Genomic DNA, 14,748 nt, shown 5'->3' with positions numbered 1-14,748 from the left:
TGCGAACGAAGGCTTGTCCCAACCTGTTGGGCGGGACAAGCCTTCTTCTGGTTGTGCTACCCGCTCACGCCAGGCCGAGCGACCTCAGTACGCGCCGCTGACGCGCGGACGGCGACACCGGCCAGTAGACGTAGCAGACACCGCCCGTGCCGCCCCTGACGGCGCCGTTCGCGTCGTAGCGCTTCGTCCTCAACCAGATGTTCTCCCACTCGCGCCGGACGTAGACATGGCGCACCGCGTCGTTGTCCGGGGACGCCGGGTCGTTGGCGATGATGTCGCCGTCGGCCGTGAAGCCGATGACCGTCATCAGGTGGCCCGACGTCCCGTAACCGGCGCCCGTCAGCTCGCCCTTGAGGAAGGACTGTGACGTTATGACCGGGATGCCCGCGTCGACCAGCCTCTCCAGGTCGGCCAGCGAGTCGAGGCGCGTGACGGCGGCGCTCATGTCCTTGTACGTCGACGCGTAGGCGGCGTTGAAGGGCCAGTTGCCGCATCCGTCGTACTGGTAGTCGAAGGTGTAGCGGGCCGCGTGGCAGACCTGCGGATCCTCCAGACCGGGCTTGACCCAGGCGAGGTCCTCGGCGGTGGGACGCCGCCCCCAGTACTCGATGATCATCTGCGAGGAGGTGGGGCTGCACCATGCCTCGCCGCCGTTGTCGTACTCGGGGTACTGGCCGACGTGGACGTTCTGCGAGTAGCGGGGCACCGCCAGTTCGCGGACGACGCCGGGTGCCGTGGCGGGGACGGTGAAGCGGTCCGGGACGTCCGAGGCCATGGCGCCGATGCGGTGGACCGTGGGTGTGAGGCGGGTACCGGGGGTCCGGTACAGGGTGAGCCGCAGACGGTAGGAGACGAGACGGAGTCCGCTCGCCGCGTCGTCCACCGAGAAGGTGTCGGTCCAGACGGTGCTCTTCCCGTCCGTCTGGTCGTCGACGGAGGTCCGCCGGATGTCGGTGTCGGCCGAGGCCCACCGTCCCATGACGTACCAGGGGGTGTCGGTGCCGTCGGAGTAGCGCCCCCGCAGCTCGGTCTGGATCCAGGTGCCCTCGGGGGTGTGGGCGTTCCAGGACGCGATCACCTCGGTGGCGGGGACGTCGGAACGGTGGAGCGGGGAGGTCCAGGTCGCGTACTCCCAGCTGCCGGTGGTGCCGGTGTGCGGGTCGGCGTAGTCCGTACGTCCGACGGGGGTCGAGATCTCCAGGCCCGCCCGGCGGCCGGCGACGGCCCGGGTGCCGGCCCGGGTGCCGGAGCGCCAGTCGGTGTACGTCGTCCAGAAACGGTTGTCCACGAGCGAGGCCGCCGCCGGGGAGGAGGAGGTACGGGAGGCGGCGGCGCTCGCCGGGGCGGCGGAGGCGACGGCGCCCGCCCCGGCCGCGAGCGCGGCGGTGAGCACGGTCCTGCGTGAAGTCGGTCTGGTCATGGGCGAGACCCCCGGTCGTGGGCGGATTGGGGCTGCGGGTGCCGATCGGTGGGCCAACTATCGCCGGTCGGGACCGGATACGGCCAGTGATTCGGCCCGTGCCGCGTAAGCAATATTGGTCTGGTCCACTGGCGTGACCTGCGCATGCCCGGGGTCGCGCGGGCGGCCCTCGTAGGGTGGGGGCATGAACGATCTGGCGGACCGCGCGCGACGGCTGCGCTCCCTCCCGCCGTCCTGCGGGCCCGTGCGGCTGATCGCGGTCGACGGACACGCGGGCTCCGGCAAGAGCACGTTCGCCGGCCGGCTCGCGGAGGCCCTGGGGGGCGCTCCCGTGCTCCACCTGGACGACCTGGCCAGCCACGAGGAGCTCTTCGCCTGGACGGACCGCCTGAGGGCGCAGGTGCTCGAACCGCTCTCGCGGGGCGAGTCCGCGCGATACGCCCCCTACGACTGGACGGCCCGCCGGTTCGGGGCGCCGAGGACACTGGCCCCCGCCCCCGTGGTGCTGGTCGAGGGCGTGGGGGCGGGCCGCGCGGCGGTGCGCCCGTTCCTCGCGGGGCTGCTGTGGATCGAAGGGGACCCCGAGGCGTCCTGGGAGCAGGGCCGGCTGCGCGACGGGCCCGGGCTCGCCGCGTTCTGGGACGGCTGGACCGCCGCGGAGCGACGGCACTTCGCCGACGACCCCTCATATCCCTTCGCGAGTGCGGTGGTCCGACGGACACCCACGGGGTACGCGTGGCTGGAAGGGCCTCGGGCGACTGCGGTGACGAGTCGGATCATGACGGAGAGTGAGGACTGAGGGCGGCCTGTCCGGCGCGCCCGGAAAGCCCCGCGAACTGCGCCGACACCGCTTGACCGTGGGCCCGTACAGGTCATACGTTCTCGATGTCGGCTCCTCGGAGCCCCCGCAGATGCGAAGCCCCCGGCCGTTCCCCCGTGACCGGGGGCTTCGTCCTGCCCGCGGACACCGCCGTACGGCGCCACGCGATCACCCTCGGTCACAACACCGGAGCGCCGGTAACGCCCTTAACTGCTTACTCACCGCGCAGGTACGATGCGTCTGGGTGTGGTCAATTCCCGTCCCCGACACGGTGATTAGGCGCGCTGCGCTGGGCATGCTGTGCGAGCGGGACATTCTGGGGGCACGGTTTGTGGGGGACCTGATGGACATCGGCGCGCAGGGGATGCAGGCCCCGGCCGACCTCGCATGGCTGCGTGGGGTGGACGCCTACACGATGGGCGCGTATCCCCAGGCCGAGGAGGAGTTCCGCACCGCGGTGCGCCTCGATCCCGGCATGGCGGACGGCTGGCTCGGCCTGCACGCTCTGCGGATCGACACCACGACGGCGCTCTTACGCATGTACCGCCACCGGGAGCGCTTCGGCGAGCAGCGCACGCGTCACCGTCGGACCCTCAACTCCTGGTACTGGCTGGGGTGGTGGGTTCAGCCCGTGCTGGAGAGCGCCCGCGACCTGCTGCTCGCGCACGCGTCGCACTGGCTGGACGGCCGTCATGTCCCGGAGCTGGACCGCGCGCTGGCCGGACTTCCGCCCGTCGACGCGGATCCCCAGGTGCGGTTCCTGCACGCCTGCCGGTCCTATCTGGTCAAGGACTGGGAACAGCTCGTACGGACCACCGAGCAGCTGGTCGACGACCCGCTGCTGGGGATCGAGTCGGGACTCTTCGGCGGCATGGCGCGGGTGCGTCTGGAGATGTACGGGCAGGCGGAACCCCTCCTGTCGGCGGCCCTGATGCGGTGCCGCAGCGAACAGCCGCAGCGCAAGGAACTGCGCTACTGGCTGGCGCGGGCCCACGAGGGCACCGGACGCAGCGCGGCGGCCCTCCCGCTCTACCGGGCGGTCCACCGGGTCGACCCGGCCTTCATGGACACCTCGGCCAGGCTCGCGGCCATCTCCGAGGGGGACGGCTACGACGAGGCCGTGGATCTCGCCGCCGTCTCCCTGGCCGGCTTCGGTTCGGACGGCACCGCCGTGGAGGGCCGGCGGGACGGGGACATGGTGCTCGACACGGACCTGTCCGAGGGGCGGGAGTCCTGGCTCGGCGGGGACCCGCAGCCGCTGTCCGGGGCCCCGGCGCCCGTGCCGGGCTCCGGTGGTACGCGGCGCAAGACGGGGTCGGCACGGACCACCGTGTTCCCGGCCGGTCCCAGCGACCCTGCCCTGCTCGCCGAGGCACTCGCGGAGCTGGAGCGCATGGTCGGGCTGGAACCCGTGAAACGCCAGGTCAAGGCCCTGTCCGCGCAACTGAACATGGCACGGCTGCGGGCCGAGCAGGGGCTGCCCGTCCAGCCGCCGAAGCGCCACTTCGTGTTCTCCGGACCGTCCGGGACGGGCAAGACGACCGTCGCCCGCATCCTGGGCCGGGTGTTCTACGCGCTCGGCCTGCTCGGCGGCGACCATCTGGTCGAGGCCCAACGCTCGGACCTGGTGGGCGAGTTCCTGGGCCAGACGGCCGTGAAGGCCAACGAACTGATCGACTCCGCGCTCGGCGGGGTGCTGTTCGTCGACGAGGCGTACAGCCTCTCCAACTCGGGTTACAGCAAGGGCGACGCGTACGGCGACGAGGCCCTGCAGGTCCTCCTCAAACGCGCCGAGGACAACAGGGACCATCTGGTCGTCATCCTCGCCGGCTACCCCGAGGGCATGGACCGGCTGCTCTCCACCAACCCGGGGCTCTCCTCGCGCTTCACCACCCGCGTCGACTTCCCGAGCTACCGCCCCCTCGAACTCACCGCGATCGGCGGCGTGCTGGCCGCGGAGAACGGCGACGCGTGGGACGAGGAGTCGCTGGACGAGCTGCGCAGCATCAGCGGGCACGTGACCGACCAGGGCTGGATCGACGAGCTGGGCAACGGCCGCTTCCTGCGCACCCTGTACGAGAAGAGCTGCGCCTACCGTGATCTGCGGCTGTCCGGATACACGGCCCCGCCGACCCGGGACGACCTGGCGACCCTGCGGTTGCCGGACCTGATGCAGGCGTACGGCGAGGTGCTCTCGGGCCGGGGCCCGGTGGACCGGGGGACCCAGGAGCCCGGGACGCTGTAGGGACAGGCGGTCGCGGCGGCGGGCGGCCCGCACGGGGCCGCCCGCCGCCGCACGCGGTCAGCCCGTGGGGGCCATGGCCTTCGGCACCTCGACGGTCCGGCGGGGCACGGAGACGTGGTGGGCCGGGTCACGGACCTCACCGACGAGCATCTCCAGGACGTCCTCCATGGCGACGAGGCCGAGCACCCTGCCCGAGGCGTCCGCGACCTGCGCCAGGTGCGTGGCCGCGCGGCGCATGACCGTCAGGGCGTCGTCCAGCGGGAGTTCGGCCCGCACGGTCGCCATCGGGCGCCAGATCTGCTGCGGGACGGCACGTTCGCCGTCCTCCAGCTCCAGGACGTCCTTGACGTGCAGATAGCCCATGAAGGGGCCACCGCCCTCGGCGCACACGGGGAAGCGCGAGTAGCCGGTCCTGACGGTCAGCTCCTCGATGCGGCGCGGAGTGACGGACGGATCCACCGTCACCAGGGACGCCCGGTCGAGCATGACGTCGGTGACGTGCCGGCTGCCCAGCTCCAGGGCGTCCTCCAGGCGTTCCTGGGCCTCCGGCTCCAGCAGCCCGGCGAGGCCCGAGTCCTCGACGAGACGGTTGAGCTGTTCGCTGGTGAACACCGCCTCGACCTCGTCCTTCGGCTCGACCTTGAAGAGCCTGAGCACGAGCCGGGCACAGGCCCCGAGCGCCGAGGTGACCGGCCGGCACAGCCGGGCGAAGCCGACCAGGCCCGGGCTGAGCCACATGGCGGTCTTCTCGGGGGCGGCCATCGCCAGGTTCTTCGGGACCATCTCGCCGATGACGAGGTGGAGGAAGACCACGGAGACGAGGGCGACCGCGAAGCCGAGCGGGTGCACGAACCCCTCGGGCAGGTGTGCCGCGTGGAAGACCGGCTCCAGGAGGTGCGCCACGGTCGGCTCGGCGACGGCGCCGAGTGTGAGGGAGCAGACGGTGATGCCGAACTGTGCGGCGGCCATCATCTGCGGCAGGTTCTCCAGGCCGTACATGACCTGTCTGGCCCGGCTCGACCCGGCCGCGGCGAGCGGCTCGACCTGGCTGCGCCGCACGGACACGAGCGCGAACTCCGCGCCGACGAAGAAGCCGTTCGCCAGCACCAGCAGCCCCGCGAACATGAGCTGTACGAGACTCATCGCACGGCCTCCAGCATGTCCTGGGAGAGCCGTTCGGCCGTCCGGGGTATGTCCGTCAGCCGGACGAACCTGACGCGCTCGGCACGGTAGTGGCCGACCTGACGGACGGAGATCCGCCAGCCGGGCAGTTCCGCCCGGTCCCCCGGGGCGGGGATGCGCCCCAGCAGGTCGGCGATCAGACCCGCCACGGTCTCGTACGGTCCCTCGGGCACGTCGAGGCCTATCGAGTGCAGGGTCAAAACCCTGCAGCTGCCCTCCACGTCCCAGCCCGGCCGGCCGTCGTCTGCCACGACGGGGGTGAGCTGGGGCTGGTCCGCGCCCTCGGCGTCGTGCTCGTCCCGGACCTCGCCCACCAGCTCCTCGATGATGTCCTCGAGGGTGACGACGCCCGCGGTGCCGCCGTACTCGTCGACCACGACCGCGATCGGCTGCTCACTGCGCAGCCGCTGGAGCAGCTGTTCGACCGGCAGTGTCTCCGGTACGAGGAGCGGCGGCACGGCGATACGGCCGACGGGGGTGCGCAGCCGGTCCGGTGCGGGGACGGCAAGGGCGTTCTTGAGGTGGACCATGCCGACGACCTCGTCGATGCGGTCCCGGTACACGGGGAAGCGGGAGAGTCCCGTGGCCCTGGTGAGGTTGAGGACGTCCGCCGCGGTCGCCGTCGACTGCAGCGCGCTGACCTTCACCCGCGGAGTCATGACGTGCTGCGCGGTGAGACCGGCGAGGGACAGGGTCCGCACGAAGAGGTCGGCGGTGTCCTGCTCCAGGGCGCCGGCCTCGGCGGAGTGCCGGGCCAGGGAGACGAGTTCGCCGGGGGTCCGGGCGGAGGCCAGTTCGTCGGTGGGTTCGACGCCCAGCAGCCGCACCAGCCGGTTCGCGACGGTGTTCAGCGCGGTGATCACGGGCCGCAGAAGGGCGGAGAAACGGTGCTGGGGGCCGGCGACGAACCGTGCGACCTGGAGCGGCCGCGAGACCGCCCAGTTCTTCGGCACGAGTTCGCCGATCACCATCTGGACCGCGGAGGCGAAGATCATGCCGGTGACGACGCTCACTCCCGGGACCGCGCCGGCGGGCAGGCCGGTGGCGGTGAGGGGTCCGGAGAGCAGTTGGGCGAGCGCCGGTTCGGCCAGCATGCCCACGACCAGTGAGGTGATGGTGATGCCGAGCTGGGTGCCGGACAGCTGGAAGGAGAGTTCGCGCAGGGCGGCGACGACGGTGCGCGCCCGGCGGTCTCCTTCGGCGGCGGCGCGCTCGGCGTCCGGCCGTTCCACGGTGACGAGCCCGAATTCGGCCGCCACGAAGAACCCGTTGGCGAGGATGAGGAGGAATGCCGCGAGGAGCAGCAACAGGGGGGTGATCATGCCGCCGCCTCCGGGGAGGGGGCGGCGCAGGTACTACCGGACGATCCGTCCATTGCTGGAGGGAGTCACTCCTTGGGTCGCAGGAATGTGCCCCGCGGGCCCAGAGGGCCTTCAGGTGCGGGGCGGCGGCGCACCCGGTGCGCCGCCGCCATCCAGAATAATCGGGATCCGGCCGCGTGGGGCAGGGGGCTCAGCCGTTCCGGGTGGCATCGTTCACTCCGCTGCCGTGGAATTCCACGAGGGCGCGGAGTGTTCGGGCGTCCCGGACGGCCTGTTCCCTGGCGATCCCGGGCTGGATGCCGAGGGCCGGCATGCTGGTGCCGTCGCTGAGGTCGAGGAACACCCACGGGTCACCGGCACGCAGGTTGACGCGGACGATCTCGGCCCAGGCCAGCCTGCGGGTGCGGGTGATGTTGACGACCGTGACGCCGTCCACGCCGGCGGTGACGCGGGGCCTGCTCAACAGGGCCAGGACGCCGAAGAAGAGCAGCGCGACGAAGACGAAGCTGGTCCGCTCCCCCGGCCCGAGGTTCTCCAGGATCATCGCGACGGCGGTGATGACGACGAACATCGCCAGTCCCACGGACAACAGGACCACCCGGGTGCGGGTGGGCCTGAAGGTGGCCGGGAGCGCGGGGAGTTCGGGAGAAGCGGGCAGGGAGGCGGACATCGCGGCGCTGTCTTCCTTCGGTTGTGCCGTCGTGCGGGCCGTCAGAGGCGGCAGGCGTGGATGGCGGTCGTGAGGATGGCGCGGGCGCCCAGTTCGTACAAATCGTCCATGATCCGCTGGGCCTCCTTGGCCGCGACCATGGAACGGACCGCGACCCAGCCCTCGTGGTGCAGCGGGGAGATGGTCGGCGACTCCAGTCCCGGAGTGAGGGCGACCGCGCGCTCCAGGTGCTCGACACGGCAGTCGTAGTCCATCATCACGTAGCTGCGGGCCACCAGGACGCCCTGCAGACGGCGCAGGAACTGCTGCACCTTGGGGTCGTCGCCGGGGGCGCCCTTGCGGCGGATCACGACGGCTTCCGACTTCATGATCGGCTCGCCGATGATCTCGAGGCCGGCGTTGCGCATGCTCGTACCGGTCTCGACGACATCCGCGATGATCTGCGCGACCCCGAGCTCGATGGCGGTCTCGACGGCGCCGTCGAGGTGGACGACCGAGGCGTTCACGCCCTCGTCGGACAGGTGCTTCGCCACGATGCCCTCGTAGGACGTGGCGATCGTCATGCCGTCGAAGTCCTGGGGGCCGGTGGCCGTCCCGGGCTTCGTGGCGTAGCGGAACGTGGAGCGCGCGAAGCCGAGCTGGAGGATCTCCTCGGCCTCGGCCCCGGAGTCCAGCAGCAGGTCACGGCCGGTGATGCCGATGTCCAGCCGCCCGGAGCTGACGTAGATCGCGATGTCCCGCGGCCTCAGGTAGAAGAACTCGACCTCGTTCGTGGGGTCGACGAGGACCAGTTCCTTGGACTCCTTGCGCTGCCGGTAGCCCGCCTCATGGAGCATCGCCATCGCAGGCCCGGAGATTGCACCCTTGTTGGGGACGGCGATGCGCAGCATGAGGTCAGGTTTCCTTTGTGCGGAGGGAGTTCCGGGACGTGCGGGTGTGCTCAGAGGTGGGCGTAGACGTCGTCGAGGGAGATCCCGCGCGCGACCATCATCACCTGGACGTGGTACAGCAGTTGCGAGATCTCCTCGGCGGCGGCTTCCTTGCCCTCGTATTCGGCGGCCATCCACACCTCGGCGGCCTCCTCGACGACCTTCTTGCCGATGGCATGCACTCCCTTGTCCACCAGCTCGGCGGTGCGGGAGGTGGTGGGGTCGCCGTCGGCGGCCTTGAGCTGGAGCTCGGCGAAGAGCTCTTCGAAGGTTTTGTTCGCCATGATGGTCCTTAGAATACGGGGTCCCCGCGCGCTGCTCAGCGCCAGGGTTCGCTCACGGTGCGCAGCGTGGCAGCGGTGGCGACGGCCGCGGTGACCGCTTCGTGCCCCTTGTCCTCGTTGGACCCCTCAAGGCCGGCCCGGTCCAGTGCCTGCTCCTCGTTGTCACACGTGAGCACCCCGAAGCCGACGGGGACCCCGGTGTCGACGGTGACCTGGGTGAGGCCGTTGGTGACGCCCTGCGACACGTACTCGAAGTGGGGGGTGCCGCCGCGGATGATGACGCCGAGGGCGACGATCGCGTCGTAGCCCCGCCCGGCGAGCACCTTGGCGACCACCGGGAGCTCGAAGCTGCCGGGGACCCGGAGCAGCGTCGGCTCGTCGATCCCGAGGTCGTGCAGGGCACGCAGAGCCCCGTCCACGAGTCCGTCCATCACCTTCTCGTGCCATTGGGCCGCGATCACCGCCACCCTGAGGTCCCCGCAGTTGCGTACGGACAGTTCGGGTGCGCCCTTGCCGCTCATGTCTCTCCTGTGTGTTCTCGTTCGGTACTTACTGGTTGCCGCAGGCCGACGCCGTGCCGGCGTCGAGCCAGGGCAGGTCGTGCCCCATCCGGTCCCGCTTGGTGCGCAGGTACCGCAGGTTGTGCTCCCCGGCCTGGACGGGCATGGGCTCGCGCCCGGTGATCCTGAGCCCGTGCCGCACGAGCGCGGCTGTCTTGTCCGGGTTGTTCGTCATCAGCCGGAGGCTGCGGACGCCGAGGTCGCTGAGGATCTGGGCGCCCGCCGCGTAGTCCCGGGCGTCGGCGGGCAGGCCGAGCTCCAGGTTGGCGTCGAGCGTGTCGGAACCGCGCTCCTGGAGTTCGTACGCCCGCAGCTTGGACAGCAGTCCGATGCCGCGGCCCTCGTGTCCGCGCAGGTAGACGACGACCCCGCGGCCCTCGGCCGTGACCCGTTCCATGGAGGCGTGGAGCTGGGGTCCGCAGTCGCAGCGCTGGGACTGGAAGATGTCGCCGGTCAGGCATTCCGAGTGGACGCGGACGAGGACGTCCTCGCCGTCTCCGATGTCGCCGTGCACCAGCGCGACGTGCTCGACGCCGTCGGCGATGGAGCGGTAGCCGTACGCGGTGAACGGACCGAACGAGGTGGGCAGCCGCACCTCGGCCTCACGGCGGACGGTCGGCTCGGAGGTGCGCCGGTAGGCGACCAGGTCCTCGATGGAGATGATCGTGAGGCCGTGCTTGCGCGCGAAGGGGACGAGTTCGGGCAGGCGCAGCATCACGCCGTCCTCACCCGCGATCTCCACGATGGCGCCGGCGGGACGCAGCCCGGCGAGGCGGGCGAGGTCGACGGCGGCCTCCGTGTGCCCGTTGCGGACCAGCACACCCCCGGCCTTGGCGCGGAGCGGGAAGACGTGACCGGGGCGTACGAAGTCGCCGGGACCCGCCTTGCCGTCCGCGAGCAGCCTGAGGGTGGTGGCGCGGTCGGCCGCGGAGATCCCGGTGGTCACCCCGTGGGCCGCCGAGGCGTCCACGGAGACCGTGAAGGCCGTCTGCATCGACTCGGTGTTGCGCGCGACCATCTGCGGGAGTTCGAGGCGTTCGAGCTCGTCGTTCTCCATGGGCGCGCAGATCAGGCCGCGGCACTCGCTCATCATGAAGGCGACGATCTCGGGGGTCGCCTTCTCGGCGGCGATGACGAGGTCGCCCTCGTTCTCGCGGTTCTCGTCGTCGACGACCACGACGGGCCGTCCGGCGGCGATGTCGCGGATCGCCTGTTCGACGGGGTCCAGCGAGAGGTCTTCGAAGGTGTGGTCGTGCAACCAGGTGGGCTGGGCAGTCATGCCGTGGCTCCTTCCAGAGCGGGTGTCCGCGTACGCAGCCACCAGTCGCGCAGACCCCACAGGACGAGGGCGCCGTAGACGACGTAGATGAGACCGGAAAAGGCGAGTCCGCTGTGGAAGTTCAGCGGGACGCCGACGAGGTCGACGAGCAGCCAGGCGAACCAGAACTCGACCATGCCGCGGGCCTGGGCGAGCATCGCCACGAGGGTGCCGGCGAAGATGTACGCGTCGGCCCACGGACTCCAGGAGAGGGACGGGAAGGCCGTGAACAGTCCGCCGACGGCCAGGGTGCCGACGGCGGCTCCGCCGGCCAGGTAGGCGCGCTCGCGCCAGGTGGCGAAGCGCACGGCGATGGAACCGTCCTGCGCCTTCTGCCTGCCGCGGGTCCACTGCTGCCAGCCCCAGACGGCGACGGCGACGACGATCAGCTGTTTGCCGACGCTGCCCGCCTGGTGGACGGACACGTTGGCGGCGACCAGCACAGCACCGGACAGGAGTTGGGCGGGCCAGGTCCAGACCGAGCGGAGCCAGCCGAGGGCCAGCGCGATCAGGCCGATGGTGTTGCCGAGCATGTCGGACCAGATGATGCGCTGCCCGAAGGCGGTGAACGCCTCCGAGTTCAACCAGTCCACCGTGATCATGAGACCGGCCCCCCGGGCAGGGGCGGTGTGCTCGTCCCGAGCAGCCGCTCGACGTACTTCGCGAGGACGTCCACTTCCAGGTTGACCGGGTCGCCGGGCTGCTTGAGGCCGAGCGTGGTCAGTCCGAGGGTGGTGGGGATGAGGCTGATGGTGAAGTGGTCCGGGCCCGCGTCGACGACCGTGAGGCTGACGCCGTCGACCGTGATCGAGCCCTTCTCCACCACGTAGCGGGTCAGGTTGCCGGGCAGGGAGATCTTCACGAGCTCCCAGTGCTCGGAGGGCGTCCGCTCGACGATGTGCCCGGTGCCGTCCACGTGGCCCTGGACGATGTGTCCGCCGAGCCGGCCGCCGAGCGCCATGGGACGTTCGAGGTTGACCCGGGAGCCGGTGCTCAGCGCACCGAGGCTGGAGCGCTTCAGCGTCTCGGCCATGACGTCGGCGGTGAACTCGCCGTCCCCGGTCTCCACGACGGTGAGGCAGACGCCGTTCACCGCGATGGAGTCGCCGTGCTTGGCGTCTTCGGTGACCACGGGGCCACGCAGCCGGAAGCGGGAGGCGTCGCCGAGCGTCTCGACGGCGGTGACCTCACCCAGTTCTTCGACAATTCCGGTGAACACTCAGTTTCCCTTCCGAGCAGGGGCGGGGACGGCGGTGATGCGCAAGTCGGGACCGAGACGGACGGTGTCCGTCACATCGAGGCGCAACGCCTGGGAGAGGGTGGAGATTCCGGCGTCGGCGAGAGCGGCGGGGCCCGCGCCGAGGAGCACCGGGGCGATATAGCCGACGACGGTGTCGACGGCTCCCGCGGAGACGAAGGAACCGGCGAGGACCGGGCCGCCTTCCAGGAGCACGGAGCGGACGCCTCGCGCGTGGAGGGCCGCGAGCAGGGCCTCGACGTCGAGGCCGGGGCCGGCTTCGGCACGGGGCAGGCGCAGCACGTTCTCGGCGGGGAGGTGGTCCGTCCGGGCGTCGTCGGCGACGGCGACGAGGGTGGGCGCCGTCGCGTCGAGGACGCGGGCTCCGGGCCGTACCGCGGTGGCGTCGGTGTCGACGACCACGCGGAGGGGCTGAACCGCTCCCTCGATGCCGCGTACGGCGAGCTGCGGGTCGTCGCTCCGCGCGGTGCCGGAGCCGACCACGACCGCGTCGGCCTCGGCGCGCAGCCGGTGGACGTCGGCGCGGGATTCGGGGGAGGTGATCCAGCGGCTGCTGGAGTCGGCGGCGGCGACCCGCCCGTCGAGCGTCGCCGCGTACTTCCACAGGACGTAGGGGCGGCCCAGGCGCACCGAGGTGAGCCAGGCGATGTTGACGGCCTCCGCCTCTTCGGCGAGGAGCCCCTGCTCCACCTCGACCCCTGCGGCGCGCAGGGTGTCCGCACCGCCTGTGGCCTGCGGATTCGGGTCTCCGACCGCGTACACGACGCGCCGGACGCCGGCCTCGACGAGCGCCTGGGCACAGGGGCCGGTGCGTCCGGTGTGGTTGCACGGTTCGAGGGTGACGTACGCGGTACCGCCACGGGCCCTCTCGCCGGCCTCGCGCAGGGCGTGGATCTCGGCGTGCGGCCCTCCGGCGCGCTGGTGGAAGCCTTCGCCCACCTGCTCACCGGCGGCGTCCAGGATGACGCTCCCGACGACCGGGTTGGGGCTGGTGGCGCCGAGTCCGCGTGCGGCGAGTGCGACAGCACGCCGCATGGCGGTGTGTTCGGCCGTGGTGGCCACCGGGTTCTCCTGCCTCTTGGGGCACGGACTCCGGGGCCTGTCGATGACGACAGAGAGACGGAACGCAACAGGGGAACGCCGGAAACCGAGGACGAGGACACGGGAGCCCCGGAGATCCGGGACAACGCGTCCGCCGACGGCGGCGTACCTGTGACGGCCCGCCGCGCACTGCCTCCCATCCGGACTTTAACCGTCGGTCCAGGAATCCCACCTGGTCAACCGACCGCTGGATGCGGACGGGTCGCGGACTATAACCGCCGGTTCGGAATTGCACCGACCCCGGAGTGCGCTGCTACTGGTACACGACACATTGTGCCACGAAGTACCTTCACCCATACGGGCGCCCTCTGTGCAACAGCTCACAGGAGGAGGCCGGCGGCTCCCCCGACGTCCTGCTCCCCGGGGGCGAAGAGGGCGTCCTGGGCGGCCTCACGGGCGGCGAAGAGCGCTCCGCGCAGGACCGCGCCGCCGCCCAGCGTCCCGGCCCTCACCTCCGTACGCAGGGGTGACATCCGGGCCAGGCGGTCCTCCACGCGGGCGGCGAGCGCCTCGCCGCCGGCGCGGCCGACCTCGCCCGCCAGGACGAGGCATCCGGGGTCGAGCACGGACACGACGGAGGCGGCGCCGAGCGCGAGGCGGCCGGCGAGCGCTTCGAGGAACGCCTCGGCGTCCTTCCCGCCGGCCCGGAGGGCGGCCCTGACGGCGAAGGCGGCCGCGGGGTCCTGCTCCTGACCGCCGTTCACCGGAGGGCCCCACGCCCTGATGCCGTGGTCGGCGGCGAGTGCGCAGACCGCACCGGATCCCGCCAAGGAGTGGAATCCGCCGTCGCAGTTGACGGCGGAGGGGACCCCAGAGGTTCCGGGCACCGGCATGAAGCCGATCTCCCCGGCTCCGCCCGAGGCGCCCCGGCGCAGTCGTCCGTCGAGCATGACGGCCGCGCCGACGCCGTGGCCCAGCCAGAGCAGCACGAACGTGTCCCGGTCCCGGGCCGCGCCGATGCGGTGTTCGGCGACGGCGGCGAGGTTGGTCTCGTTCTCCACGAGGACGGTCGCGGACAGCCGCCGCTGGAGTTCCTTGACCAGGCCGCGGTGCCAGGCCGGAAGCCCGGCGGTCTCCCTGAGTTCACCGCTCGCGGGGTCGATGAGGCCGGGGGCGCCGATGCCGACGCTGTGCAGCGGTGCGGTGCCCGCGGTCCTCGCGACGCGTTCGACCATGGCGGCGGCCAGCTCCACGGCGGACTGCGTGCCGGTGTCACTGCCGATCGGCAGGGTGGCCTCGGCGAGCGTCACGCCGAGCAGATCGGCCACGGCCACGGCCACGCTGTCCGTACGCACGTCGAGGGCGGCCAGATGGGCCCGGTCGGCGACGATCCCGTACAGCCGGGCGTTCGGTCCGCGGCGGTCGGAGCCGCTCTCCCCGACGACCCTGACCAGACCGGCGTCCTGCAGCCGCTCCACCAGATCGGCGACCGTGGGACGGGAGAGGCCGGTCATGGCCTTCAGCTGCGTGGCCGTCAACGGGCCGTCCTGCTGGAGCAGTCGCAGGGCGAGCCGGTCGTTGATGGCCCGGGCGGTGCTCGGGGATGCGGGCATGCCGGGATCCTTCCAGATCGCTGCCGCCCCGCCTCCGTGGGGTTATTTATCAGGCAGGGTTCCTGATAGTTTACGGCCGCACCGCG

The 14,748-nt window shown here is 71.5% G+C and carries 14 protein-coding genes and 1 riboswitch; of the genes, 2 read left to right on the top strand and 12 right to left on the bottom strand.

Going from position 1 to position 14,748, the window contains the following annotated elements; genetic code table 11:
- Window positions 1–64: 64 nt before the first annotated feature.
- Window positions 65–1,420, bottom strand: a complete 1,356-nt coding sequence (locus ACFYY2_RS13155) for a peptidase C39 family protein (protein WP_388741196.1) — start codon at window positions 1,418–1,420, stop codon at window positions 65–67.
- A 184-nt stretch (window positions 1,421–1,604) separates the two neighbouring features.
- Here ACFYY2_RS13155 and ACFYY2_RS13150 point away from each other — a divergent pair, with 184 nt between their 5' ends.
- Both ACFYY2_RS13150 and ACFYY2_RS13145 read left to right on the top strand, forming a co-directional pair.
- Window positions 1,605–2,219, top strand: coding sequence for a uridine kinase (locus tag ACFYY2_RS13150; RefSeq protein WP_388741194.1), 615 nt, complete (start codon window positions 1,605–1,607; stop codon window positions 2,217–2,219).
- A 364-nt stretch (window positions 2,220–2,583) separates the two neighbouring features.
- Window positions 2,584–4,485 (top strand): AAA family ATPase, encoded by a 1,902-nt coding sequence (locus tag ACFYY2_RS13145; RefSeq protein WP_388741192.1) that lies wholly within the window; start codon window positions 2,584–2,586, stop codon window positions 4,483–4,485.
- 57 nt (window positions 4,486–4,542) lie between these two features.
- Here the strand turns inward: ACFYY2_RS13145 and ACFYY2_RS13140 are convergent, their stop codons facing one another.
- The 11 genes from ACFYY2_RS13140 to ACFYY2_RS13090 form a co-directional block, all read right to left on the bottom strand.
- Window positions 4,543–5,628: a hemolysin family protein gene (locus ACFYY2_RS13140; protein WP_388741189.1), complete on the bottom strand. Its 1,086-nt coding sequence runs from the start codon at window positions 5,626–5,628 to the stop codon at window positions 4,543–4,545.
- Entirely contained in the window at window positions 5,625–6,989 is a 1,365-nt protein-coding gene (locus ACFYY2_RS13135; RefSeq protein ID WP_388741186.1) for a hemolysin family protein, read from the bottom strand. Before ACFYY2_RS13135 ends, ACFYY2_RS13140 begins: the two co-directional genes overlap by 4 nt.
- 190 nt (window positions 6,990–7,179) lie before the next feature.
- Window positions 7,180–7,659 (bottom strand): PH domain-containing protein, encoded by a 480-nt coding sequence (locus ACFYY2_RS13130; protein WP_388741184.1) that lies wholly within the window; start codon window positions 7,657–7,659, stop codon window positions 7,180–7,182.
- Window positions 7,660–7,700: 41 nt separating this feature from the next.
- Window positions 7,701–8,549, bottom strand: a complete 849-nt coding sequence (hisG, locus tag ACFYY2_RS13125; protein WP_388741182.1) for an ATP phosphoribosyltransferase — start codon at window positions 8,547–8,549, stop codon at window positions 7,701–7,703.
- Between the two features lie 50 nt (window positions 8,550–8,599).
- Window positions 8,600–8,872, bottom strand: coding sequence for a phosphoribosyl-ATP diphosphatase (locus tag ACFYY2_RS13120; protein WP_388741179.1), 273 nt, complete (start codon window positions 8,870–8,872; stop codon window positions 8,600–8,602).
- Window positions 8,873–8,907: 35 nt separating this feature from the next.
- Window positions 8,908–9,393 (bottom strand): 6,7-dimethyl-8-ribityllumazine synthase, encoded by a 486-nt coding sequence (gene ribH / locus ACFYY2_RS13115; RefSeq protein ID WP_073751806.1) that lies wholly within the window; start codon window positions 9,391–9,393, stop codon window positions 8,908–8,910.
- 28 nt (window positions 9,394–9,421) lie between these two features.
- Window positions 9,422–10,711 (bottom strand): bifunctional 3,4-dihydroxy-2-butanone-4-phosphate synthase/GTP cyclohydrolase II, encoded by a 1,290-nt coding sequence (locus ACFYY2_RS13110; protein ID WP_388741176.1) that lies wholly within the window; start codon window positions 10,709–10,711, stop codon window positions 9,422–9,424.
- Window positions 10,708–11,352 (bottom strand): nicotinamide riboside transporter PnuC, encoded by a 645-nt coding sequence (locus ACFYY2_RS13105; protein WP_388741173.1) that lies wholly within the window; start codon window positions 11,350–11,352, stop codon window positions 10,708–10,710. Before ACFYY2_RS13105 ends, ACFYY2_RS13110 begins: the two co-directional genes overlap by 4 nt.
- Window positions 11,349–11,969 carry a riboflavin synthase gene (locus tag ACFYY2_RS13100; RefSeq protein ID WP_388741168.1) on the bottom strand — a complete coding sequence of 207 codons (621 nt, stop codon included), beginning with the start codon at window positions 11,967–11,969 and terminating at the stop codon, window positions 11,349–11,351. The genes ACFYY2_RS13105 and ACFYY2_RS13100 overlap by 4 nt, the downstream gene beginning before the upstream one ends.
- Window positions 11,970–13,043, bottom strand: a complete 1,074-nt coding sequence (gene ribD, locus ACFYY2_RS13095; RefSeq protein ID WP_388741339.1) for a bifunctional diaminohydroxyphosphoribosylaminopyrimidine deaminase/5-amino-6-(5-phosphoribosylamino)uracil reductase RibD — start codon at window positions 13,041–13,043, stop codon at window positions 11,970–11,972.
- 188 nt (window positions 13,044–13,231) lie between these two features.
- Window positions 13,232–13,362, bottom strand: a riboswitch (FMN riboswitch).
- Window positions 13,363–13,429: 67 nt separating this feature from the next.
- Window positions 13,430–14,662, bottom strand: coding sequence for an ROK family transcriptional regulator (locus tag ACFYY2_RS13090; protein ID WP_388741166.1), 1,233 nt, complete (start codon window positions 14,660–14,662; stop codon window positions 13,430–13,432).
- Between the last annotated feature and the right edge of the window lie 86 nt (window positions 14,663–14,748).

Source organism: Streptomyces sp. NPDC001822 (assembly GCF_042892135.1).
Classification (GTDB): Bacteria; Actinomycetota; Actinomycetes; order Streptomycetales; family Streptomycetaceae; genus Streptomyces.
The sequence above is the reverse complement of the archived record's forward strand: the minus strand, read 5'-3'. Positions and strand labels throughout refer to the sequence as shown.